At 36.7% G+C, this 25105-nt stretch carries 23 protein-coding genes; 19 read left to right on the forward strand and 4 right to left on the reverse strand.

Going from position 1 to position 25105, the window contains the following annotated elements:
- Positions 1-236: 236 nt before the first annotated feature.
- The gene (locus tag QA612_RS17585; protein ID WP_278285131.1) at positions 237-1250 is read right to left on the reverse strand and encodes a GNAT family N-acetyltransferase; all 1014 of its coding nucleotides are present in this window, start codon (positions 1248-1250) and stop codon (positions 237-239) included.
- 433 nt (positions 1251-1683) lie between these two features.
- Here QA612_RS17585 and QA612_RS17590 point away from each other — a divergent pair, with 433 nt between their 5' ends.
- The 14 genes from QA612_RS17590 (at position 1684) to QA612_RS17655 (ending at position 15353) form a co-directional block, all read left to right on the forward strand.
- Complete coding sequence (locus QA612_RS17590) at positions 1684-2664, forward strand: DUF3231 family protein (RefSeq protein ID WP_278285132.1); 981 nt, start codon at positions 1684-1686, stop codon at positions 2662-2664.
- A 406-nt stretch (positions 2665-3070) separates the two neighbouring features.
- Positions 3071-4078, forward strand: coding sequence for a LacI family DNA-binding transcriptional regulator (locus QA612_RS17595; protein WP_278285133.1), 1008 nt, complete (start codon positions 3071-3073; stop codon positions 4076-4078).
- 52 nt (positions 4079-4130) lie between these two features.
- Entirely contained in the window at positions 4131-5174 is a 1044-nt protein-coding gene (locus tag QA612_RS17600; RefSeq protein ID WP_278285134.1) for an ABC transporter substrate-binding protein, read from the forward strand.
- Positions 5175-5437: 263 nt separating this feature from the next.
- Complete coding sequence (locus QA612_RS17605; RefSeq protein WP_278285135.1) at positions 5438-6367, forward strand: nucleoside hydrolase; 930 nt, start codon at positions 5438-5440, stop codon at positions 6365-6367.
- 16 nt (positions 6368-6383) lie between these two features.
- A complete protein-coding gene (gene rbsK, locus QA612_RS17610) occupies positions 6384-7313 on the forward strand; it encodes a ribokinase (RefSeq protein WP_278285136.1) in 930 nt (309 codons plus the stop codon).
- Complete coding sequence (locus QA612_RS17615; protein WP_278285137.1) at positions 7306-8127, forward strand: ABC transporter permease; 822 nt, start codon at positions 7306-7308, stop codon at positions 8125-8127. Before rbsK ends, QA612_RS17615 begins: the two co-directional genes overlap by 8 nt.
- Positions 8128-8166: 39 nt before the next feature.
- On the forward strand, positions 8167-8928 hold the full coding sequence (locus tag QA612_RS17620; protein ID WP_278285177.1) for an ABC transporter permease: 762 nt from the start codon (positions 8167-8169) through the stop codon (positions 8926-8928).
- Between the two features lie 26 nt (positions 8929-8954).
- On the forward strand, positions 8955-10028 hold the full coding sequence (locus tag QA612_RS17625; RefSeq protein ID WP_278285138.1) for an ABC transporter ATP-binding protein: 1074 nt from the start codon (positions 8955-8957) through the stop codon (positions 10026-10028).
- Positions 10029-10032: 4 nt separating this feature from the next.
- On the forward strand, positions 10033-11745 hold the full coding sequence (locus tag QA612_RS17630) for an adenine deaminase (RefSeq protein WP_278285139.1): 1713 nt from the start codon (positions 10033-10035) through the stop codon (positions 11743-11745).
- A 255-nt stretch (positions 11746-12000) separates the two neighbouring features.
- Complete coding sequence (locus tag QA612_RS17635; RefSeq protein ID WP_278285140.1) at positions 12001-12531, forward strand: nucleoside 2-deoxyribosyltransferase; 531 nt, start codon at positions 12001-12003, stop codon at positions 12529-12531.
- A gap of 199 nt (positions 12532-12730) precedes the next feature.
- Positions 12731-12877 (forward strand): hypothetical protein, encoded by a 147-nt coding sequence (locus QA612_RS17640; protein ID WP_278285141.1) that lies wholly within the window; start codon positions 12731-12733, stop codon positions 12875-12877.
- A complete protein-coding gene (locus QA612_RS17645) occupies positions 12835-13041 on the forward strand; it encodes a hypothetical protein (protein ID WP_278285142.1) in 207 nt (68 codons plus the stop codon). Before QA612_RS17640 ends, QA612_RS17645 begins: the two co-directional genes overlap by 43 nt.
- A 542-nt stretch (positions 13042-13583) precedes the next feature.
- Positions 13584-14930, forward strand: a complete 1347-nt coding sequence (locus QA612_RS17650; protein ID WP_278285143.1) for a lysine N(6)-hydroxylase/L-ornithine N(5)-oxygenase family protein — start codon at positions 13584-13586, stop codon at positions 14928-14930.
- A gap of 303 nt (positions 14931-15233) precedes the next feature.
- Positions 15234-15353, forward strand: coding sequence for an anti-repressor SinI family protein (locus QA612_RS17655; protein WP_278285144.1), 120 nt, complete (start codon positions 15234-15236; stop codon positions 15351-15353).
- Positions 15354-15466: 113 nt separating this feature from the next.
- Here QA612_RS17655 and QA612_RS17660 read toward each other — a convergent pair whose 3' ends face one another.
- The 3 genes from QA612_RS17660 to QA612_RS17670 all read right to left on the reverse strand — a co-directional run bounded on the left by QA612_RS17660 (position 15467) and on the right by QA612_RS17670 (position 21261).
- Positions 15467-17686 (reverse strand): bifunctional diguanylate cyclase/phosphodiesterase, encoded by a 2220-nt coding sequence (locus tag QA612_RS17660; protein ID WP_278285145.1) that lies wholly within the window; start codon positions 17684-17686, stop codon positions 15467-15469.
- Positions 17687-18168: 482 nt separating this feature from the next.
- Positions 18169-19641 (reverse strand): methyl-accepting chemotaxis protein, encoded by a 1473-nt coding sequence (locus tag QA612_RS17665; RefSeq protein WP_278285146.1) that lies wholly within the window; start codon positions 19639-19641, stop codon positions 18169-18171.
- A 678-nt stretch (positions 19642-20319) separates the two neighbouring features.
- Positions 20320-21261 carry an LCP family glycopolymer transferase gene (locus QA612_RS17670; RefSeq protein ID WP_278285147.1) on the reverse strand — a complete coding sequence of 314 codons (942 nt, stop codon included), beginning with the start codon at positions 21259-21261 and terminating at the stop codon, positions 20320-20322.
- 708 nt (positions 21262-21969) lie between these two features.
- Here QA612_RS17670 and QA612_RS17675 point away from each other — a divergent pair.
- The 5 genes from QA612_RS17675 (at position 21970) to QA612_RS17695 (ending at position 25095) form a co-directional block, all read left to right on the forward strand.
- Positions 21970-22722, forward strand: coding sequence for a YveK family protein (locus QA612_RS17675; RefSeq protein ID WP_278285148.1), 753 nt, complete (start codon positions 21970-21972; stop codon positions 22720-22722).
- Entirely contained in the window at positions 22703-23413 is a 711-nt protein-coding gene (locus QA612_RS17680) for a CpsD/CapB family tyrosine-protein kinase (protein WP_347568882.1), read from the forward strand. Before QA612_RS17675 ends, QA612_RS17680 begins: the two co-directional genes overlap by 20 nt.
- A gap of 116 nt (positions 23414-23529) precedes the next feature.
- A complete protein-coding gene (locus tag QA612_RS17685; protein WP_278285150.1) occupies positions 23530-24297 on the forward strand; it encodes a tyrosine-protein phosphatase in 768 nt (255 codons plus the stop codon).
- A 470-nt stretch (positions 24298-24767) separates the two neighbouring features.
- Positions 24768-24911 carry a hypothetical protein gene (locus tag QA612_RS17690; protein ID WP_278285151.1) on the forward strand — a complete coding sequence of 48 codons (144 nt, stop codon included), beginning with the start codon at positions 24768-24770 and terminating at the stop codon, positions 24909-24911.
- Positions 24912-24942: 31 nt separating this feature from the next.
- Positions 24943-25095, forward strand: a complete 153-nt coding sequence (locus QA612_RS17695) for a LytR family transcriptional regulator (RefSeq protein ID WP_278285152.1) — start codon at positions 24943-24945, stop codon at positions 25093-25095.
- The last annotated feature ends 10 nt before the right edge of the window (positions 25096-25105 follow it).

Below are 25105 nucleotides of genomic sequence, written 5' to 3' on the forward strand. Positions count from 1 at the left end.
CGTCTCTGCTTTTACAGAAACGCATAACATCACTTAAATAAATCATGTACTATTGATTAATCAAGTTTTCTCTGTCAGCTGAATGCGGTGGATATTCTGACTCGTAGGGACGGTTCTCGTGATGCGGTGTTACGAGTACCCTGGTGGATTACGATGTAAACCATTCAAGTGCTCTACACTTTGACTCAAAAGAACCGTCCCCATGAATTGCCCATGAATTCACACACGGCAAAAACCTACGAACGGGCCAATGCTGGTACGCGGAAGGCAGGGGGGAGGGTGGTTGTCGTCGATCGGAAGAAGAGAATATCATCTTCAGCTGGGCGCACCTGTTGATCTGGGTATATATCAGCAAAATCAGGCGTGAAATGAAAGACCACTTCACGAACGTATAGACTCACCTTAGTAGAAATCAATCTAACGACATCGGCAAACAGCACCTTCTCTTTACTAATCACATCATATAAATGACACGTGCCGTGCGGATCCATGCGAAAAATTAAGATAAGATCTTTATTCTCAGTGACGTATACCTTATTTTTATGGACTGACAAACAATAAAAAGCCATAAGATGCTCCCCGTTTTGAACAGAAAAGGAAGTTGAAAGGGGACGACGTTCGGCGCAGAAACGAAGGAGAAATTGAATATCCTCTTCGTTATCCATATTTAATCGATGGAGGGTGGTTCCAAATCGTTCACTATTATTTTTAACAGGAGCCATGCTTGCTTCACTTTTTATGTATTGATTAGGAACAATTGAATCTGAGAACTCTACTTTTTTTTCATAATTGGACCTTACCATTTCTTCCCCGTCTACTTTTACCGAAAAAAATGTCTCCTCCACCTGTTTGAAGTCAAATTTTGGATAAAAATGTAAAACACTGCTGTTGGCAAATAGGAAAATAAAATCAACCGTTTTTTCGTAATCTGCAATCACCTTATTCATTAAGCTAGCAGCAAGGCCACGGTTCCGGTAAGCAGGGTGGGTCATGACTGTTCCAATTTGAATGGCCTTTCGCTTTACGCCTTCCAACAAAACATCCATTATATTCACTGACACATTTGCGATCACGTTCTTTTCATCAGGATCCAAATAAGAGTAACAAATATAATGTTCATTCCAGCAACCCCGTTCAAACCATGGTGAAAAATGGATACCGAACGTTTCAATAGCAAGGTCGAAAAAGCTAGTACGATAACGATCTTCATTTTTGTAGTCACAAATAAATGGAAAATTAATTGTTGTCACCTTTTTCTTATCCCCTTTATCCTATTTTATCTACTTCAAGAATAGCCGAAATTACCTATTTTTTCTAGCGTTATTTCGAACAAAGCCAGTTCTAAATAATGCACGCGTGGGTCACGAGCAGGTCATGGGGACGGTTCTAATGAGTCTAATGCCACTACACCGCACAGAAAATCCAACAATTCTGTGCTTTTTCTGCTACCCATTCACCAGGTGCCACAGGCACCTGGTGAATGGGCTCACCGTACCTGAATACTCTCAGAACCCATGGTATTTTATGCTGCGACTCATGAGAACCGTCCCGCCGAATCCCGCCGAATCCAACAGCACACAACAAAATCCATCGGCCCCAACAACCCCCGCGAATGGAATTAAAACGTATAGAAAACGTTATTTTGGAAAAATTATGTACAACAATGTTTTTGGGGGGCGCGAAATGAGTGCATCACAAAATGTAAGAATAAACGCATCGGAAATGGCATCTTTGTGGAATGGGTACATGAGCCAAACTCACAATATTTGTATGCTAAAATATTTTATTGAACAGACAGAGGATCCTGATACGAAGGATTTTCTTCAACGGACGAACGCTACTTCAATGGAACTGGTTAATGAATGCAAGTCCCTATTAGAAAAGGAAAATGTTCCTGTACCAACTGGTTTTACAGATGAAGACGTGAACATACATGCACCACGTTTGTTTTCAGACTCCTTCTTTTTGATGTATGTAAAAAATATGTTGCGAGCTAAAATTGCAGTATTCGGTTTTATGAATACTGCCTGTAAAGAAAAGGAGCTCAGAAACTATTTTAAAAAAGGATTAGATGAAGGAGTAGCTAGCTATGATGAGGTTACTGACCTCATGCTAGAAAAAGGCATCTACATGAAACCTCCATTCATCGAACCGCCAGAAGAGGTTGATTTTGTGGAGGATAAAGAGTACTTAGACAGACAGATGTTGTTAAAAGAGAATAGGGATTTAAATGCCATAGAAATTTCTCATGTTTTTGGAAATATTGAAGCAAATATGGTTGGAAAACTAATAACGAAAGGCTTCAAGCAAACTGCTGATATTAAAGAAGTAAGAGAATTCATGGAGCAGGGAGAGGAAATGACAGAAAAAAGGCTAAAAGCCATGTCAAAATTATTATCGGAACATGACCTTCCAATACCCATGGCTTCGGAACCAATCGTATACAGGTCTACAGAAGCGCCATTTTCAGACAAACTCATGATGTTTCAAATGACACTTCTTACAGCTGCAGCCATATCGGAATACGCTACCTCACTGGCAGCCAGTATGAGAAGCGATTTAGTCTCTACGTATATGAATGCAATAAAAGACACATCAAAGCTAGCCCTTAAAGGATCCGCACTCATGATAGAAAACAATTGGCTAGAGCAACCACCACAGTGACTCGTGGGTCATGGGGACGGTTCTTGTGATGCGTCCATCGAAATACCCACCTGTCTAGAAGATAGCTAGCCCCTCCCGGAAATTGTTGAGATTTCCGGGAGGGGTTTGACTTTATGACTCAAAAGAACCGTCCCGCCGAGTCACAGCAAATTCGAATCAAAAGAACCGTCCCGCCGAACCACCCAGAACCACCACGCCCCTCACCTCACAATTTTATTTTATTTTGTCAGATTATATAACAGTGAAAACATTCTAACTATATTGACAACTAATGTTTGTTTTGTTAGTTTATATCTAACCGGTTACATATTAATAAAAGCAAGATAATAAAGGGTTTATGAAAAGTCTATGTAACGGCTTTCATAAAACCTAATTGATTATAATCTATTAGAAGTGAAGGTGCGAGATGGCAACTATTAGAGATGTTAGTAAATTGGCTGGAGTATCCGTTGCAACGGTTTCGAGAGTAATAAATAAAAATGGATATGTAAACGAAACAACAAAAAATAGCGTGTTAAATGCAATAAAAGCTTTGAATTATAAACCGAGTTCAATCGCTAGAAGTTTAGCTGGAATGAAGACATCTACAATCGCTTTACTAGTGTCGGATATATTAAATCCGTTTTTTCCAGAAATATCTCACGCCATAGAATCGGAGGCTATTAAACAAGGCTATTCCGTTATCCTGTGTAACTCGGATAATAATGCTGAGAAAGAAGCAGAGTACATTAAGATTCTCAAAGAAAAAAGAATCGATGGAATTATGATTGCCTCCTATACAATACAGGCTGAACAAATAAAAAAACTACAAGAGGAAGGCATTCCTGTCGTAGTTTTGGATAGAGAATTTCCAGGACATAACGTTCTAACGCTTATGTGCAAAAACCGTGAAGGTGCATCGATGGCAGTTCAACATTTAATAGATCAAGGATGTAAAAAAATAGGTCATATTTCAGGCCCATTAGATGTGTATGCAGCAAGAGAAAGAGCAATAGGATACGAAGAAGTAACAAATAAAAATAACATATATACTCCAGGACTTATCGTTCCGGGAGGGTTTAGTATAGATGGAGGCTACCGCGCATTATTGGAGTTGTATGCTAAGTATCCGGACATTGATGGCGTATTTGCTGGAAATGATTTGATGGGGATTGGTGCTATCAAAGCGTTGTATGATTCCAATTTATACGTGCCAAAAAATATAAAAGTAATTGGATTTGATGATATTGATCTTTCAAAAACGTTTATGCCAGAGCTATCAACAATAAAACAACCTATATATGAAATGAGCAAAATGGCACTGCATTATTTGATGAAGCAAATTAATAATGAAGACATTGTACTAACATCTTACGCTTATGAGGTTGAACTACTACCAAGAGAATCAACAAAAAAACTTGAAAAGGAGGCTTAAGCTTAAAAAAAGGTTAGTATTATCAAATCAAAATAAAAAAGGGGTTTTTATAGTGAAGAAATACTTATTATTTATAATTGTCATTAGTTTTCTTTTTATCGCAGCTGCATGTGGTAGTAATTCATCATCTTCAGATGAACCAACACAACTAGTTATTTCCACATGGGGATATAATGAAGATCTTGAACGAAAAAATATCATTGAACCGTTTGAAGAAGAACATAACGTTGAAATCATTCTTGATACTGGAAACAACTCTGACCGCTTAAACAGAGTGAGGTTAGACAGTTCACAAATCGATATTATTTATTTATCAGACTACTTTGCTATGCAAGCCATAGAAGAAGGTTTATTTGAAACAATTGATAGATCGAATGTTCCGAATATTGAAGATATGTACGAAATTCTACAAGCACCATTGGGAGAAGAGTATGGCCCAGCATATACAGTTGGTATGTTTGGTTTAGCATATGATACTGCAGCAGCGGAAACTCCTGTAACATCTTGGGGTGATTTATGGAGAGATGAATTTAGTAACAGACTGGCTATGCCTGAAATTACAACTACTTCTGGACCGATGGTAGTGGATTTTGCAGCAAAACAAGCTGGAGCAGATCCATTTGATGCCGATTTAGCTTTTGAAAAATTACAAGAATTAAGTCCTAATGTTTTAAGATTTTATGGTGGTTCAGCTGACTTAGTAAATATGTTTAGTCAAGGTGAAATAATAATTGGACCAACAATGGACTTTGCTTTCGACGGTATAGTTGATGCGGTCCCTACTGCAGAATTAATCATACCTGATGAAGGTGCCTACGCTTATATGAATACTATTAATATAGTAAAAGGGACAGAAAATAAAGAACTAGCTGAGAAATTTATTAACTGGGCTTTAAGTGAAGAACTACAAACACAGAATGCGATAGATGGTTTGAATTCACCAGGTAACACACTTGTTGAATTAACAGAAGAACAAGCAGAAGGGTTGTTGTATGACTCAGACGTGATTGAGAGCTTAATCGTGTTAGATTGGGAGCTAGTTAATAATGAGTTAGAAGCTTGGACTGATAGATGGAATCGTGAAATTGTAGAATAAATAAAAGGATACAGTGTCATCAATACGTATTGATGGCACTGCTCCTTTATTTAAAGATAAAGATAAATTTTGGCCACTTGCCTTTATCTTAAAAGGTACACCAGAATGTATAAATTTTTCCAAACGATGTCTAGGAGTCAGGAGACGATGATTTAGCCGTTTCAACAAAAGCTATGATTTATGAAATTCATTCAGTTTAGGAAAAATATAAACGCCGGAATGACAGTCAGCTTGTAGGGTTAAAAATGAAAAAGGAGAACGGTATGAAAAACGTTATTCTAGATGTGGATACAGGAATTGATGATGCCTTAGGTATTATTCTTGCTATAAAAAGCAAAAAATTGAATGTTTTAGGTATTACCACCACAAGTGGGAATGTTTCTTTAGATAAAGCGACGATAAATACGAAAAAAGTACTAAGTCTATTAAAGAAGGATAAAGAGATTAGTGTTCATAGAGGGGCTTCAAAGCCGTTAGCTAGAGAGAGTATTTACGAACATAATGTCCATGGAATCGATGGGTTAGGGGGAGCATTAACAAATATACAGGTAAAGGAGGATACTCATCGAGAATATGCTCCTGATTTCATTATTAAAACAATATTAAATAACAAACATCATGTTTCCTTAGTTATGACTGCACCTCTTACAAACTTAGCCTTGGCAATGAAGAAAGAACCAGAAATTATCCAATATGTTGATGAGGTTATTGTTATGGGGGGAGTTGTTAAACAATATGGAAATATAACTCCTGTTGCAGAATATAATATGTACGTTGATCCAGAGGCAGCTAAAGCTGTTTTTCATTCAGGGTTGCCAATAACGCTAGTAACGCTTGATGTTACAAGGCAAGCATTATTACGAGAAAAACATATAAATCAAATAGAAGATAAAGACATACATGAATTTGTTCAGACGAGCACGTCCCATTATATAGACAGATACTATAAAAGGAATGGGGTAAAAGCGTGTGCATTACACGATCCTTTGGCTGTAGCCGTTGCAATCGATCATGGATTAATAGAAACAGAAAAATATTACATTGATATAGAGACGAAAAGTGAAATCTGTGATGGACAAACGGTATGTGATTTTCAAAACAGATTAAATAAAGAGCCCAATATTCATGTTAGTGTAAAGGTTGATCATGAAAGGTTTATGGATATGTTTATAGATACATTAAATCAAAATTAAAAAGTAGGGGAAGTTTATGGGGAACGGAAATGTATTAGTGGTAGGAAGTCTTAATATGGATTTGACTGTTCGTGTAGATAAAACACCTCAAATCGGGGAAACCCGTGTAGGGAAAACATTTAAACAGCTACCGGGAGGCAAAGGGGCAAACCAAGCGATTGCAGCAGCAAGGTTAGGATCAAGTGTCTCCATGATTGGTTGCGTTGGAGAAGATGATTATGGAGAGGAACTTCAAACAGCTCTCCGCAAAGAAACGATTAATATAGAAGGAATAACAAAGACGCGTTTATCTTCTACAGGAATCGCATTAATTACCGTTGATGATAGAGGAAATAATTCCATTGTTATCGTTAGTGGAGCTAATGAAAAACTAGATTCAGTACATATTGACAAGCATATTTCATTATTTGACCAATCGGATGTCATCGTTTTTCAGCTAGAAGTACCTACATCTACCATTTACCATTCCATTGATATATGCAAAAAAATGGGGAAGAAGGTTATTGTAAATCTTGCTCCTTATCATGAATTGAAAAGTAGTATATATAAAAAGATCGATTACTTAATTCTAAATAAAATTGAGGCACAATGCTTTTTAAAGCTTCCAGACAGTACGGTTGATACGTTAGAAGAAAAATTAAAAGAAATCAAAGATCAACACATTATTTTAACCTTAGGTGAAGATGGCGTCATGTATGTTTATAATGGACAATCCTTTAAATACAATGCTTATAAAATTCGTGCACGGGATACAACAGGTGCAGGAGATGCATTTACTGGAGCTTTTGCTAGTGAAATTAGTAGAGGAAAAGGAATAATAGAAGCGATTGAATTTGCTATAAAAGCCTCAGCTATAAGCGTTTCTCGTGAAGGTGCACAGAATTCTCTCCCTTTTCTAAAGGATTTGCAGAAATTTAAGGGAAATAGGAGGATTTTCATTGAATAAAAAATATTTTTATCTACTTCTCTTACCTTGTTTTCTATTTCTATTAATCTTTATGGTTATACCAATTTTAGTCACTACTCTTTCAAGTTTTTATTTAGACGGAAGAATTACGCTGGAAGGGTATAGATCATTTTTAACAGATCATTATTTTTTAAATATTTTATTTCGAACATTAAGAATTAGCTTATTAACAACCACTATTTGTATAATATTAGGTTTTCCAGTAGCGTATTATGTTTCAAAATTAAATGTAAAATTAAAGTTTATTTTTATTGCAGCCGCTGTATTTCCTTTGTTGATTAGTCCAGTAGTAAGATCCTTTAGTTGGATGGCTATTTTAGGAAGAGAAGGTATCTTTAATACCTTGCTAAAAAAAATAGGTATTATTAATGAACCTATTCAGTTTTTATATACCGAATTAGCTATTGTGATTGGGTTGGTACACTTATTTTTACCGTTAATGATTATTGCCCTAATAGGAGTAATGGAAAATATAGATTATGACTTAGTGAAAGCGGCACAAAGTTTAGGTGCATCTAGATTTACGTCATTTATAAAAATCGTATTTCCATTAAGTGTTCCTGGTTTAGTTGTTGGTAGTGTACTAGTTTTTGTAGGAAGTTTAACTGCCTATACAACGCCACAGTTATTAGGTGGGTCGAGGCGAGTGATGTCCACGTTGTTATATCAACAATCTCTCACGTTAAATAATTGGTATACTGCTTCTATTATTGCAACAATTATGATTGTAGCCACCTTTATCATAATAGGAATAATGAATAAAATAGCACAAAAACTCAATCCAAAGGGGTAAATATTTGTGAAAAATGAAAGAAATTATTTGTTAACATTGATGACATTCCTTGTATATTTTTTCTTATTAGGACCCTTGTTGATCATTATTGTCGTTTCATTTGGTCCTGATAGATATTTAGCCTTTCCACCTAATGGTTTCTCTTTAAAGTGGTACAGCAATATATTTGAAGTCAGTATGTTTATGACAACATTTAAAATTAGTATCACGATCGCACTATTAGGGAATTTTATAGCCCTTTTATTAGGCTTACCAGCAGCATATGCATTAAGCCGATATAATTTTAGGTTTAAAAACACATTAAATGCCATTTTCATTTCACCGATTTTGATTCCAGGTATTGTATTAGGTTTTACTTTATTAAAATTTTTAATTATTTCTTATAATATTCCAATGTTTACTGGTTTACTAATAGGTCACATCATTTTGATGATACCTTACATTGTTAGAGTAATTTCATCTAGTTTAGCTAATCTTGATTTTTCCATAGAAGAAGCTGCGATGAGTCTAGGAGCTAATCGTTTCAAGACTTTTTTTATTATCGTTTTGCCAAATATACACTCCGGTATTATTGCAGGTGTTCTTCTTTCATTCTTAGAGTCATTTAATACTGTAGATGTTTCCCTTTTCTTAAGTGGACCAGGGATAAGTACATTACCTATTCAAATGTTGAATTATGTGGAGTATAATTTCGATCCGACAATAGCGGCAATGTCCGTTTTATTAATGGTATTTACCGTTATATTTATGTTTGTCATTGAACGGACATTAGGACTAACATTTTTTACGAAATCAAGATAAATTAATTAACTGGAGGGCATTACATTATGTCACTTATTTCTTTAGAGGATGTAACAGTTGCGTATGATAATAAAATTAATATTTTAGAAAAATTTAATTTGAATGTAGAAAAAGGGAAATTAATTTCTTTATTAGGTCCAAGTGGATGTGGAAAAACCACAACGTTACGTTTAATTGCAGGATTTTTAGAAGCGAAAGCAGGGAAATTCACTTTTAAAGATAAAAATTATACGAACATTCCGGTTTATAGACGAAATTTTGGATTTGTATTTCAAAATTATGCTCTATTTCCTCACCTCAATGTTTTTGAGAACGTCGCTTTTGGTTTGAAACAAAGAAAAGTCCCCAAAAGTGAAATCAGAAAACGTGTTCCAGAAATGTTGGAGTTAGTTGACCTTAATGGGTTTGAAGACAGATTTGTCACAGAATTATCAGGGGGACAGAGGCAGCGGGTTGCCATTGCGAGAGCACTTGTAATCAATCCGGATTTATTACTGTTTGATGAACCATTAAGTAATTTGGATGCTAATTTGAGAATTGCCATGCGTGTAGAAATTAGACGAATTCAACAAGAATTAGGAATTACATCCATCTATGTATCACACGATCAGGAGGAGTGCTTTTCCATATCCGATGAGGTTGCGATTATGAACAAGGGTGTTATTGAGCAGTTAGATAGCCCTTCCGTAATCTATAAGTATCCGAAAACAGAATTTGTCGCCCGTTTTATTGGCTTTACTAACTTTATTGATTTCGAAGTAGAATCATCGGAAAATGGAAAGCTATTACTTAATAGTAATCATTCGAAATTTAGAGCTTTAAAAACAAATGATGTGAAAGTAAATAAAAGCTATAAAGGAGTAATTAGGCCGGAAAGCATTAAAATGAAATCCTATATAGAAAATGAAAAACAGAGTGAAAATAGTATCAAAGGGAGCATAAAAATTAGTACATTTTTAGGTGGTCTTCACCAATACGTAGTGAATACAGAATTAGGTGAAATAACGGTTAATAGTGATAGAGAGCCTCCTTATGATGCTGGGGAAAATGTCATTTTAAGCTTACCAGAAGATAAACTTGTATTAGTAGAAAAGGGGTGATCATATGCATATTGATAGTTTTATAAGGAATGTTCAAATTTATAACAGCTATTTCAAAACATTCATTCCTGGAAATGCTGCCATAAATGAAGGGAAATTCGTTTATATTGGGGAAGATGATGCCCTTTCTTTAGAAGCGGCAGAGGTTGTTGATGGTGAGAACCAATTCATGATTCCTGGATTAACAGACATTCATTTGCATATTGAAAGCTCTATGATTACACCTGCCACATTTTCATCAGCTGTATTACAAAACGGTGTTACGACAATTGTAGCAGAACCCCATGAACTAGCGAACGTCTTTGGATTAAAAGGGGTTCAGGAAATGGTGAAAGCTAGTAAAGAGTGTATTGTTGATATTTTTACAGGGATACCGAGCTCCGTTCCGTCTACCCAATTGGAAACTTCAGGTGGGAGCATTGATTATGAAGATATTGATTTATTAATGAAGGAAAACTCAGAAGATATCGCATGTTTAGGGGAGGTAATGGATTTTAAATCTGTTATTTCTGAACCAGATGGAGTAACCAATCAATTATTAAAAAAAATAAGAGAAAAGTATCCAAAACTAGTTATTGAAGGTCATTTCCCAAGGTTAGTGGGTTTAGATTTATGTAAATTTATGAACGCTGGTATTGGATCTGATCATACACAACAGACCATTGCTGGAATGGAAGAGAGAATGAAGCAAGGGATGTTTATTGAAATTCAAGAAAAATCAATGACACCAGAAATTATGGAATATCTTATAACGAATAATGTGAAGGAACATTTTTGTTTTATTACGGATGACGTCATGCCGGATTCATTTGTCAAACATGGTCATTTGAACCATATCGTAAAAAAAGCAATAGGAATGGGAATGAAACCAGAAGATGCTATTTATGCAGCAACCTTTACACCGAATAGACACATGCAATTACATGATAGAGGAAGTATAGCACCGAATAAAATAGCAGACTTTCTATTGGTTAGTGATTTACAAGAATTTACGATAGAGGAAGTTTATAAATATGGAGTAAAGGTTTACGATTCTCAAGTGGGACATACTTTTCAACAAAAGCCATTTAAATTCCCGAATGAGTTTTATAGTAGTGTCAAAATCTCTGAATTAAGTAAATCAGATTTCCAGATTCATGCTCCAAACGAAAATGGTACTGTTCAAGTTAGGGCTATGATGGTATCAGATGGAACCACATTTACAAAAGAAAAAATCGATGAATTGTCATGCGAATCTAATCTCGTAAACTATGAGGAATCTGCCTATTGCTTTATTGGAATATTTGAAAGGTATGGAAAGAATGGAAATAGATCAGTAGGGCTAGTAGGTGGCGATACAATAAAGAGAGGTGCGATAGCAACAACCTATGCACACGATCATCATAACTTATTAGTCATAGGAAAAAATGAAGAGGATATGGCTATCGCTGCAAATGAGGTTATTCATAATCAAGGAGGATATTGTAGTGTAGTAGACGGAAAAATCCTTTCGTCACTGAAATTACCAATTGGTGGTATATTATCTGATGAACCGTTGGAGGAAGTAGCAAAAGAAGTTAAACGGTTAAGGGAAAGTATGCATGACTTAGGTTACAAGCATTACAATCCAATTATGTCATTGAGTACAATAGCGCTTCCTGTTAGTCCAGAATTAAAGATTACAGATTTAGGACTAGTGAACGTAAATGAAGGTAAAATCGTGGATTTGTTCGTGTGAAAACATGAGGGGATTTTGGACGGAGAAGGTGCTAAATGGTAGACCTCGATGCAAGTGGAGATTGCAGCATGGGGTATGAAAATTTTCATTCAATGCTACCACATCTTATGGTCTTGCTGCTTCGCGGTCGTCTAGAAGGGTCCTATTCTACCGCAAATAGCAAAAACGCAGCTTTCCGGGAAGATAGAGGCTCTCTATTCTACCACAAGTAGCATAAACACTGCTTTCCGGGAAGATAGAAGAGGAGTAGGAGCAATGGATCAAAAAGTATATTTGGCAGGCTTTGATGTTTTTTATCCGAATGCAAAAGAACTCGGAGACGAAATGAAGAAAATATGTAGAGCAAATGGCTTTATTGGTATGTTTCCTATGGATAATTCCATTTCGATTAATAGAAAGCTTCCTAAAAGTGAGATTGCAAAACAAATTTTTCAAAAAAATATCGAATTAATTAATGAAGCAGATATTGTTGTTGCAAATTTGAATGTGTTTCGTGGAGCAGAACCAGACTCTGGAACAAGTTTTGAAATTGGTTATGCGTATGCATTAAAGAAAAAAATTTATGGTTATATGGATGATTCGTCCTCTTTACCAGTAAAGGTTTCAAACTATTATAGTGAAGTAAAAGAATTAGAGGATGGAATATTCATTGATAAAGACGGAATAAAAATCGAAAATCTAGATAACCCAGTTAATTTAATGTTATCTGTACCCACCACTATCATTTTTGGATCCTTTGAAGACTGTATAAAGAAACTAGCAGATTCACGGGGACGGTTCTTGTGATGCGTCCATCCATATACCCACCTGTGTTGAAACATAGCAGGCAGACCCCTCCCGGAAATTGTTGAGATTTCCGGGAGGGGTTTGACTTTATTTATGACTCACACGAACCGTCCCGGCTAGTCCTCCTGCAAATTGCCTAAACGCTGCTTACAGGAACAGAGGAAGGATCCACCGTTCTTGCAAAGAGTGAAAAAGAGGTTTGCAGGAACAGAGGAAGGATCCACCGTTCCTGCAAAGAGTGAAAAAAAGGTTTGCAGGTATAGAGGAAGGATCCACCGTTCCTGCAAAGAGTGAAAAAGAGGTTTGCAGGAACAGAGGAAGGATCCACCGTTCCTGCAAAGAGTGAAAAAGAGATTTGCAGGAACAGAGGAAGGATCCACCGTTCCTGCAAAGAGTGAAAAAGAGATTTGCAGGAACAGAGGAAGGATCCACCGTTCCTGCAAAGGGAGCAAAGGATTAGCGGAAAGCTTATTAGCTACCGCATTTCATGATTTTTCTGCTTTCCGGTAGTTAAGGCGTTTCTAAGTGCAGCATTTGCTTATTTCCCTGCTTTATTGTCCTTTAGAACGCTTCTTGAAGGATCAGGTCTTCGTCTATTGCTTTTCCCGTTAAAGTCGTCGCCCTTCACTACTGAACCGTTTCTATTTTCTTGATAGACTCTGCATGCAAGCAAACTTCTACCATGGGGAATGAAAATTTTATATCTAATGTATACTACCTTACCGCATTTCAGTATTACCACCAATTGCGGTAACAATGACGACTTCATTCTTCCCGCAAATCCACTTTCACACTATATGCGAGACTTTCGTATTTTCGAGAGTAGACCGCCCATGCTAGTTAAAATTTGCACCATGTGGAATGAATGAAAATTATTTTTCATCCAATTGGAATGAAATGAAAACCCCCGAACCACCCAATCCAACATGACTCAAGAGAACCGTCCCGCAGAGTCCGATCCATTGCGACTCAAAAGAACCGTCCCGCCGAATCTCCCACGAATACGTCTCGAGGAATGGGGAGAGGATAATGATGGAATGGGAGTGAGTTGTATGGTAAATGATCAAAAGATGTATGATCTAATTGGAATTGGCGTGGGGCCCTTTAATTTAAGCTTGGCTGCCCTTTTGGACGGTGTTCCTGAAGTGGAGGGCATATTCTTTGAGCAGCGGGAGAAGTTTGATTGGCATCCAGGGATGTTAATTGAGGGGACAAAAATGCAGGTACCCTTTTTAGCTGACCTAGTGACAATGGCTGATCCAACGAATCCATATAGCTTTTTGAACTACATAACGGAACACAATCGCATGTACCACTTTTATTTTTTACAGCGATTAGAAATTCCTCGTCGAGAATATAATGACTATTGCCAATGGGCCGTCAATAAATTGCCGTCCTGTCAGTTTGGGAAGCGTGTGGTCGATGTGAAGCATGTAAGAGAGAAGGACCCTTATTTTGAAGTGGAAGTACTTGAAGTAGCTTCGGGAAAAAAAGAGAAATACCGTGGAAAAAATTTAGTCATCGGCTCTGGAAGTCACCCAGCCATGCCAATGAGCTTTCAAGGGTTACCTAATGAAGATGTCTTTCATACAGCAGAATTTCTCGATCATCAAGAACGATGCAGATCAGCCAAATCGATCACAGTCGTTGGGTCGGGACAAAGCGCAGCAGAGGTATTTCGAGAGCTTTTGAAGGAACAGCCTGATTTCGGGTACCGACTAGATTGGCTCACCCGTTCATCTGGTTTTTTATCGATGGAGGATACAAAGTTAAACTTAGAGCACTTTTCACCGGACTATGTAAATTATTTTTACAGCTTGCCAGAAGAAGAGAAGGAACAGATTTTTTCTAGTCAGGATTTGCTGTATAAAGGGATTAGTGCCCACACGATAACGGATATATATAATCTCTTGTATGAGTATTCCGTTGGAGCGCAGCCGTTAAACGTTGGGCTCCAGGTGTTAACGGAAGTGCATGATATTGTGAAGAAGGCTGGGGGAGAAGGGTACGAATTGAAATGCGAACAATGGCAGCAAGAGAAGCCCTTTACCCATGAAAGTGATGTGGTGATTGTTGGTACGGGTTACCGGCCTTTTGTACCGGATTTTATTCATCACTTGGACGATATCATTAAGTGGGATGAAAACGATCAATATAAGGTTCGACCTGATTATCGATTATACAAAAAAGAGGACATTCCGAACGAAATTTATGTTCATAGTGCCATCTCCAAGTCTCACGGAGTAGGATCAACGAACTTAGGGCTAGCAGTTCACCGAAATAAAGTTATTATCAACCATTTGGCAAAAAAAGAAGTATATCCTCTGTCCAATCATAATGTCTTTCAGAACTTTGGCATTCCACAAAGTGAGGCTGATGAGAGCACTGGAAATGAATAATGACCGTATTTTAAAAACAAGGTAAAAGCTATGTAACGTTGAAGGACCTCCCGGAAATTGTTGAGATTTCCGGGAGGTTCTTTACATTACGATTCAGTAGAACCGTCCCCACGACCCACTAATAAGTTTAAAAAATATAATAAAGGGTATTTATTAGAAAGGGTACTTACTAGTAGTGACAAATTTGTGTGATAGATGGTAAAAATTTAATTTTTTGTATCTGTATGAAAGAGATCGGTCTAAATTCAACTATGTTATTTAAATAGGCCCATGTTAAAAATAACTAGAAGGAGGATCATGAATATGGATGAAAAACGGCTACCTAAGGAATGGGTGCAATTAGTGAAGCAAGCGATGGAATCCGATGTAACGAAGGAAGAATTTAAGAAGTATTTAGATAATCAAAAAGTGAAGAAAAGATAGTTTGCTATAAATTGAAAGTAATTTTAGGTAATGTTGCAGCACCTCCCAGAAATAGGTGATATTTCTGGGAGGTGCTTTTGCATTTCGACTCACGAGAACCGTCCCTATGATTTTCAACTCATGAGAACCGTCCCCACGAGTTCTGGTTTTAGGGGTGGGTGGTAATAGTAGCCTTGGGCGAGTTTACAGCCGCTTTCGATGAGGAAGTTGGCTTGTTGTTCGGTTTCGACTCCTTCTGCGATGATGTGGAAGTCGAGGTTCTTGCCCATTTCGATCATCGTCTTTACTAATGATGCAGTGTTCGAGTTTGTGATCACGTCTTTGATGAAGGATTTATCGATTTTTACTAGATCAATAGGTAGGTTGTTTAGGATACCTAGTGATGAGTAGCCTGTTCCGAAGTCGTCGATAGAGACCTTCACACCGACATCCTTTAGCTCCTTAATAATGGAGGAAGACTTTTGGATGTTTTGCATGACGCTTTCTGTTATTTCTAGTCCTAAATAGTGAGGATCTAGCTCACTTGCAGTTAGTGCACCTCTGACTTTTTCAATAAAACGATCGTCGTCAAACTGAATGACAGATACGTTGACGGCTACCTTAATCCATATTCCGTCCTGTTGCCACTGCTTATTTTGTCTGCATGCTTCCTCAAGAACCCACTGTCCAATGGGGATGATCATTCCCGTTTCTTCAGCGATTGGGATAAATTCCGCCGGGGACACTTGTCCTAATTCAGGATGATTCCACCGTATTAATGCTTCCACACCGTATATGTTTTTTGTAAGCATGTTGAGCTTCGGCTGGTACACTAACGTAAATTGGTTTTTGTTTAAGGCTATTTTTAAGCCTCTTTCTATTTTTGTTTTTCTTGTCAAAATATTTTTATCTTCGTGTACAAAAAATTGGTAGTTATTTTTCCCGCGTTTTTTCGCTAAGTACATGGCAGTATCTGCATTAATAGTAAGGGTCTCTTTATCTACTCCATCATCTGGGAAGATACTAATGCCGATACTAGGAGAGATATAGACTTCCTCCTCGTCCAAGGTAAAAGGTTCATTGAAATTATTTAGTATTCGTTCCGCAATGGTCCTAAGCTCTGGTCTGTCCGTTTCTTCCGTCAGAATGAGGAATTCATCTCCACTTTGACGGGCAACAATATCTTCTTCTCGGATACTGTTTGTAAGTCTTTCTCCCACAAGATTTAGGAGTTTATCTCCAATGTTATGACCCATCGTATCATTAATAAATTTAAAGCGATCTAAGTCGATGAACATAATGGCTAGCTTTTGATCGTGTCGTTGGCATCTAGCTAATGCCTTCTGTAAGTAAATATTAAACATTTCTCTATTTGGGAGCCCTGTTAGGTTATCATAATAGGCCATGTATTTTACTTGTTCTTCTACAAGCTTACGACTAGTTATGTCGATGACCACCCCGTGGAAGCCAGTAATTCGGGATTCATCATCAAAAATAGGGCTGCAACGATCCTCAATCCATCTTGTGTCATTCGTTTTTGGACGGATAATCCGGTAATCCATACGAACGGTTTGTCCCTTTAACAGCTCCGTGAAGTGGAACTGAACTTTTTCCACATCTTCAGGATGAATGATTCGTTGCATAATGGTTGGCGTTTCAACAAATTCCCTTTGTGAAATTCCGAAAATTCTTTCCACATTATTTGATCCATAAGTATTGTTTAATTTCTCATCTGTTTTGTATAAACATACATCAATGCTTTCGATGATTTGCTGATATTCTTCTTTTGTTTCCTTAAGTTCAATCTCCAGCATCTTTTGATCCGTAATATCATGGACGAAGCCATCTGCACGAATATATTGGCCATTTGGTCCGTATACAGGAAAACAATGCTGAGATACCCAGCGGATTTCCCCATCCAAGCGAATAATACGGTATTGAAGTTGTATAGGATTTCCATTGATTATTGCTTGTTCCAGCAATTCTACATTCTCTTTATCTTCAGGGTGAATCCGTTCCTTCCACAAGTTTTGGTTTGATTTGATGGTCTTTGGTGAATAACCATAAATCTTTTCTAGACCTGATAAATTCCACGAATCACCTGTTTTCGTATTTACTGACCATAAATATAAGTGTACGGTATTGATAATATCATTTAGCTTTTTATTGTTTTCTTCTAATTCCTGTTTATAGTATACAGCCTTGTCATATTGTTTTCCTAAGCCCCATGCAAATAGTGCATAAAGAAAGGTAAATATAATCTGAGTAGGAGTAAGTAGATTTAAAGCCAAGTTCCAAAAAAATGATATAGCTATTACAAATGTTGTAATGGTAATTCTCCCTGTATACTTCATTCTAACCTCACAAATAGTATTATTTAAAGCTTTTTTAAGCTCTTCTGAAAAAGGGCACTTTCCATAGGTGCAAATCCGTTTTGCTTTACTAATCTTACAAACTAAAAATAGTATGAATTGTACAACGATGGAATAATTATTCAAATTTTACCTTATTTTGAATACAATTACTAGTTATTTTTTCCTAAGACTTTTAGTATACGGAGGGATTAGCGTAAGAAACAATTTGTACCATGGAGGATGAAAATTAAATTTTATCTAATTGGAATGAGTGGAAACCCACGAGACTCCTGCGGAAGAACGAGCTAGACGAGACACCGCAGGGAGTGGAACGATCGAGGAGGCTTGGCAAATGAAAAAACCAGACTCTCCTGTGGTGGTGGAGAATCTGGTTTTAAAGGGGTATCTAATTTTCACCTGCGATGGTGAATGGATAATGAGTAAGGTTGTCTTGCTTTTAGCTTGTCCTCGGTACGGATATGTTATTCCGTTTCTTCGGACTTGTTTTTGGATGCTGCCATTTGTTCTAGAGCTGTATATGTCTTTTGGATTGTTTCGTTAAGAGAAACGTTGCTTTTCATTTGTTCTTCTACGCTAGACGAGATTTGCTGTAAGGATGCTGTTGACTGTTGAAGAACAGCAGCGAACTCGTTTACAGACTTTTCGATACCTGTTGTATCGGCGCCAATTTCATTTGCTACACCTACGAAGCTATCAACTTTAGATGAAAGAGAGTCAATGGCTTCATCAATATAATTAAAGGATTCTCTTGTTTTTTGTGTTAGGTCAATATTTGTTGTCATTTCATTTGCAATTGTTGACATAAGATTCTGTGTTTGTTGATTTGTTTCATCAATGTTTACGAGATTTTCAGATATTTCAACTGCTGTATTTTCTGTCATTTCTGCAAGCTTACGAATTTCAGAGGCTACCACGGAAAAACCGCGACCGTGCTCTCCTGCTCGAGCTGCTTCAATGGATGCATTCAATGCTAATAGGTTCGTTTGTGCTGTAATGTCTTGAATGGAAGTCAATGATTCAACAGATTGCTTGATTGTTTCACTTAGTGAATTCATATCGTTAGACATAGATTGAATAAGCTGTTGGAAATGCGTAACCTGCTCTTCGAGCTTACCAACATACTCTGATCCAGTAGAGGAGTTTTCATCAGCACTACGAGAATACTCCTTTAGTTCGTCTACTTGCTGTAGCATCACTTGTACTTGTGAATTCGTTCTTTCAACAGCATCTAAGATCACATTGACGGATTCTGACTGAGACTGTGTACCAGAAGCAACCTCTTGTACGGCAGTGCTCATTTCATCGAATGAGGTAACATTTTCTTCTGATAGCTTTTGAATTGTATTTAAATCAGCTGAAATGGCAGCTCCATTTTTTTCGAGATGCTCTCGTTCGCTTTTTTCGGTTGTTAACGTTGTTGCCATTTGTTGTTGCATCGCTTGCATATTTTTCGTCATGCGATCAGCAATAAAGATCATAAGGAGAAGAATAACAAAAACAAAGGCATAAACAAATGCAAAACCAATTAATTCTTCAAATACAAAATTATTTAAAACAAATGCGTATACTGCAACTATGGCAGTTGTGATTCCAGCATTGATGAAATAAAATGTTTTGTCTAAGTAAAAAGCAGAAAGTACTAGCAAGTAAAAGAATACTTCTAACAGACTTCCTTCACCTAAAATTAGCATGGATAAGGATCCAATTACTCCCATGAACACGATATATGGAATAAGGGTAATTAACTTTTTTGTTTTATGTAAAAAGAAAACTAAACCTAAAATAACAAAGATAATGGCTGTACTAATCCAGTTGCTACCACCTTCAGCTATAATGGTAGCAGGAATACTCGCTACAGCAAGGAAAGCTAGAAGGAAAAGCATATACTTGTTTTTGTTATGAAAACTTTGTTGACGAAAATTCATTTCTGACATTGAATTACCTCCTGTTATATGTGTTTGTGATTCCTTCTAGTTAGAAGGGTGTATAATATGGTGGAATGTACTGATGAAGACTAGTCATGAGGTAATGAATTCCACTATTTTGAACGTTCAGACTACTAGAAATCTAGTAATCTTAAGTTAAAGACAATTAGACAGTCGTGTGATACTAAATAACGACCTTTTGCTTGCAAATTCGACATCTTAGTATCATTTTAAGCTATGCCAAAAGCATTAGCAACCGCTTTCAAAACAGGGTATAAAAGTCCTATGAGGAGGTTGGGGTGGTGTAGGGGGAATTGCAGCTCATAGGGAGGAGACTTTATAGCTCATAGAACATACAGACCAGCTCATAGAAGGCAAATTTCTGCTCATATAAGATGGATGGTATCATAGAAATCACAAATCGTTACATAGACACAAGAAGGGCTAAAAATCCACATAATTGATAGGTGGTTAAACGCTTACAAAGAAGGGTGATATATCAACGACATATATAATAGAAGAAACTCGATTAAAAATGGATTTAATTCCCTAAAAAAATAGATATAAATGATCAGGAAACATAACCTCCCATCCAGACAATTGTCCAATTAAAAAAGTGCTAGTCTCCTAACACTATTAGGAAACGTAGCACTTTCGTTTCATTAAAAAAGATCAATTAATTAATACTTAATCGTCTGCTTTTACTAACGATCCTTCATCGTCATCATCTAAATTCAGATGATCCCGTAATTCTTCCGATACTCGTAATCGTTCGTTTTCATCAATAAAGTAATACCAGATACGATCAATAAATCCTCCTGATCCTGAGAGGGAAAGAGTGTCTACAGATCGGCGAGCTTCGCTGTAATTAGACATAACACTGATCATTTCATCGAAGGTAAGGTTAGTCGTTACGTTGTTTCCTAGCGATTGGAGGATTGGACCAGTTCGCGTGATGCTCGAAATTTGTGCACCCTCTTCAATAATAGCGTTAACGACTTGACGCTGGCGATCGTTACGACCGAAGTCCCCACGACTATCTTGCTTTCTCATACGTGAGTAGGCGAGTGCTTGATCACCGTCTAAGTTAATTTCACCTTCATCAAAATTGTAGCCACTTTGTCTAAAGGCAAAGGCGTTATCAACTGTTACTCCACCAACAGCATCTACGATTTCCTTAAATCCTTCCATATTTACAGAAACGAAATAGTCGATTGGAATGTTTAAGAAATTCTCCACTGTATTAATTGTCATTTCTGGACCACCGAAAGCATATGCATGATTGATCTTATCTTGGAAGCCACGTCCTACGATTTCTGTGTACGTGTCCCGAGGGATGCTAAGCTGCTTCATTGATTTATCTTCAGGGTTAACGGTAATGACCATAATGGTATCTGTACGACCACTGTCTGAGGATCTAGCATCAATTCCCAGTAGTAAGAATGATAGTGGGTCTTTTTCTTGGAAATCTACTTCAATTGGACGCTTCTCAGATTTTTGTCGATCGATTGTTTGATGCATGCTGTTTACCGTTGATTCTACGTTTTTGTACATATAATACCCGTATCCACCGATTGCTAAAATGACAGTAAGGACAGAAATTCCAGCAATAATTAAGGCTTTTTTCATGTTTACATTTCTCCTATGAAATAATATTAAAAATCATATGTATAGTATAGTAAGTTAAAGCCAATGTAGCAATAAAATTTTTGTAGCTTTTCCAAATAATGTAGATGTATGTCCTTGGTGTGAATTAGTAAGGGAGTATATTTAATGACAAAACCTGCAGTAGGAGGTGCTCTTTCGTGTAAATGTTAATAGTATCTACCATGATTATGCAAATTTCATTAAATATTATACCTTTGGGTAATACTCACCCTACTATTAGACATGGTATGATTCGTTTTCATCTTTAATAGAAAAATGTAGCAAATATAAATTTTGCAATTTGTTGCATTCTCTATAGTTAATTTATGTAAGAAATGTAAATCAATAATATACCAGTCTTCTAGGGGATTGTTCGTAAAAAATAGTACATTTCCTTCTATGGAATAAAGTAACATTCGGATTTTATATTGAATTAGTAGGGGTATGGGTGTAATATACAGAGTATAATCTGAAAATAAATTTGGTTCATTTATTCAAATATTGGAAGTTTAAAATTGGAATGAAATAAGGTTATTTTTTTAATGTTACATTTTCCGATAGTCTATTTACAATATCTACAAAATCAGTTAGCATGTTATATAGTTTAATTCGACTATCTAAGGAAAAATGTAATAATTTGTCACATGTTTTAACAACATAATAGCTTACTAGCTTTATTAGGAGGAAACAATGGAAGAGACGATTAGCTTAAAAGAAATATTTCAAACGATTAAGAAACGTTTAGGGTTAATTATACTATTAACAGTTGTTGCTGTAGCTGCTGCTGCTATCATATCTTATTTTTATTTAACACCAATGTACCAATCTTCGACACAGGTACTCGTTAACCAGTCAAAGGAAGAGGGACAAGCATATACACAAGGTGACATTCGTACGAATTTAGAACTTATAAATACATACAATGTTATTATCAAGTCCCCAGCTATATTAGAACCAGTAAGAGAGGAGCTTGGACTTAATAGAGGCTCTGGAAGTTTAGGAAATCAAATTACAGTTGGAAGTGAAGGGAATTCCCAAGTCATTTACATTCGAGTGCAAGATGAAAATCCAGCAATGGCTGTTCAAATCGCAAATACAGTGGCATCTGTATTCCAACGGGAAATTGTAAACATTATGAATGTAAATATGAACGACGTTTCTATTCTTTCATCTGCTGTATTGTCAGATAATCCATCACCAGTAAGTCCGAATCCACCATTAAATATAGCAATTGCACTAGTAGTAGGCTTAATGGCAGGAGTAGGTTTAGCGTTCTTACTAGAATTCCTAGATAATACATTAAAATCAGAGGATCAACTAGAGAAAGCATTAGGTATTCCTGTACTTGGGGCTATCTCTACAATAGATGATAAGAATGTGGAATTAAAAAAACTAACCGTTACGAAACGAGCTAGAACAGGACGTGAAAACATTGGCGCGTAGAAATAGAAACTCAAAACTATCCGATAAGCAAAGGAGCTTAGTAGCTCACTTTGATCAAAAATCTCCAATAGCAGAGCAATTTCGTACGTTACGAACGAATATTCAATTTGCAGGAGTCGATAAAAAAATTCGAACAATGATGGTTACCTCCTCTACACCTGGTGAAGGGAAATCAACGACCATTGCCAATCTGGGTACAGTCTTGGCACAACAGCAAAAAAGAGTCCTAATCATAGATGGGGACTTAAGAAAGCCAACAGCACATTTCACCTTTCAATTACCAAATCAAACAGGATTGACGAACGTGTTAACACGTCAATCGTCCTTTGATGATGCCGTGAAAGAAACAATGGTGCCATATTTAGAAGTGTTAACTTCTGGTCCGCTACCTCCTAACCCTAGTGAATTATTAGGATCAAAGGCTATGAGAGATCTCGTAAAAGAACTAGAAATGGTTTATGACTATATTTTGTTTGATGCACCACCAGTAAATGCAGTTACAGATCCACAAATTCTATCTAAGCTTACGGACGGCGTTATCCTTGTGGTTCGTAGTGGCAAGACAGAAGAGGATGCTGCGAAGAAAGCGGTAGAATCATTAAAGAAGGTTGATGCTACCATTTTAGGGGCAGTATTAAATGATCAAAAGATGAAGGATTCCCAATACTATTACTACTACGGAGAAAAATAATTGTATTTTTCTCCAAAATATAACAAATAATTCCCTTTTTTTATCAATTTCATAGTATAATAGTATCTACTGAATTCGATACTATTCTACAAAACTTATTAAGGAAGTGGGATAATATGATTGATCTTCATTGTCATATATTACCGAACGTTGATGATGGTTCCCAATCAGTAGAGGATACATTGAATATGGCTACTGTTGCAGTGGAGGAAGGCATCACAACGATTGTGGCCACTCCCCATCATAAAAATGGACGTTATGAAAACAATAAAGCTACTATCGAGACTCGTGTAAATGAAGTAAATAAATTATTAAAGAAGAATAATATAGATGTGAATGTACTAGTAGGACAAGAGTGCCGGTTATACGGTGAAGTCTTACAAGATTATGAGGCTGGTAAGATTGCTACTCTAGCTAATAGTAATTATCTGTTTATAGAATTTCCGTCAAACCACGTTCCAAAATATACGAAGGATCTCTTTTATGACATTCAGTTATCAGGACTAACCCCGATTATTGTCCATCCTGAAAGAAATAGTGAATTAATGGAACGACCAGAAAAGCTGTATGAATTCGTGAAAAACGGTGCTTTAACCCAAATTACAGCAGGAAGCGTTATTGGAGGTTTCGGTAAAAAAATTAAAAGTTTCACAGAAGAAATAATTGAAGCAAACCTATCTCATTTTCTAGCATCTGACGCACACAATACAACTAACCGTACTTTTCATTTAAAAGCAGCCTATGACACAATACACCAGGAATACGGGGAAGCTATGGTTTATTTTTATTCAGAAAATGCAGAATTAGTGTTAGAGAATAATCATGTAATGGTAGAACAACCATCCACAATAAAACGACGTAAGAAATTGTTTGGAATATTTTAATCAACGGAATGCGAACGTTCGTTATATAGGTTTATTTTGTTTTATGGTAATGTCTCCTCACCTTTATCAACGGAGGCACTCGGCTTTGCTGTGGGAGGTATCCTCCTTAGGTGTTTGTTACCAGTGGTGCGGCGTGAGGAGAGGTTAGATGCCTTTTGTTTAGATGTTAGAAGTGGGAGGTTGGAAGTGGGTTATTGGTGGTAATGCCAATTCCTTCTATCTGACTCCTGCTCAAAACATCAAACGACTAGTAGCGACATCGTTCGACAAAATTATAACATTTGTTCTATTTATGCACAATAGATTTGCCTGAAAGTACATTTATAATGGGTATTTTGAGAAATGTATTGTCTTTATTTAAGTGGAATTTGTTTAGTTATGCGTTGAATACGTGTGTATACAATTTATAACTAAATGAATTCGAAATTCTAATAGATTGATAGGGGTTGAAAAGTGTGGGGGTTGAGGAGTTGAAAAGATTAATGAAAGAAATTCAACTGTATGGGGACAATTCGGAAGTGGAAGCAAAACAGATGTTGACTATGATCGAAGGACGGTTATTGGATTTTTATCAAGTGGAAGATAGTATGCCAATAGATGGGGATGACTCATAGGTAAGAGGTTCATAAAAGGAGGAGTTACAGCTTGAAAGTATTTGATAAGATGCCTAAGTCAATTAAAAAGACAATTAGATACATTCATCAAGATGTGAATTCCTTGGAGAAGTTGGTGGAGATTGAAAGAGAACTGATGTTACATATGAATAAAAGAAAAGAAATGCTAAAAGGGGATACATAAGGAGTTTTTC

Source organism: Evansella sp. AB-P1, assembly GCF_029688925.1.
In the GTDB taxonomy this organism is placed as follows: domain Bacteria; phylum Bacillota; class Bacilli; order Bacillales; family Salisediminibacteriaceae; genus Evansella.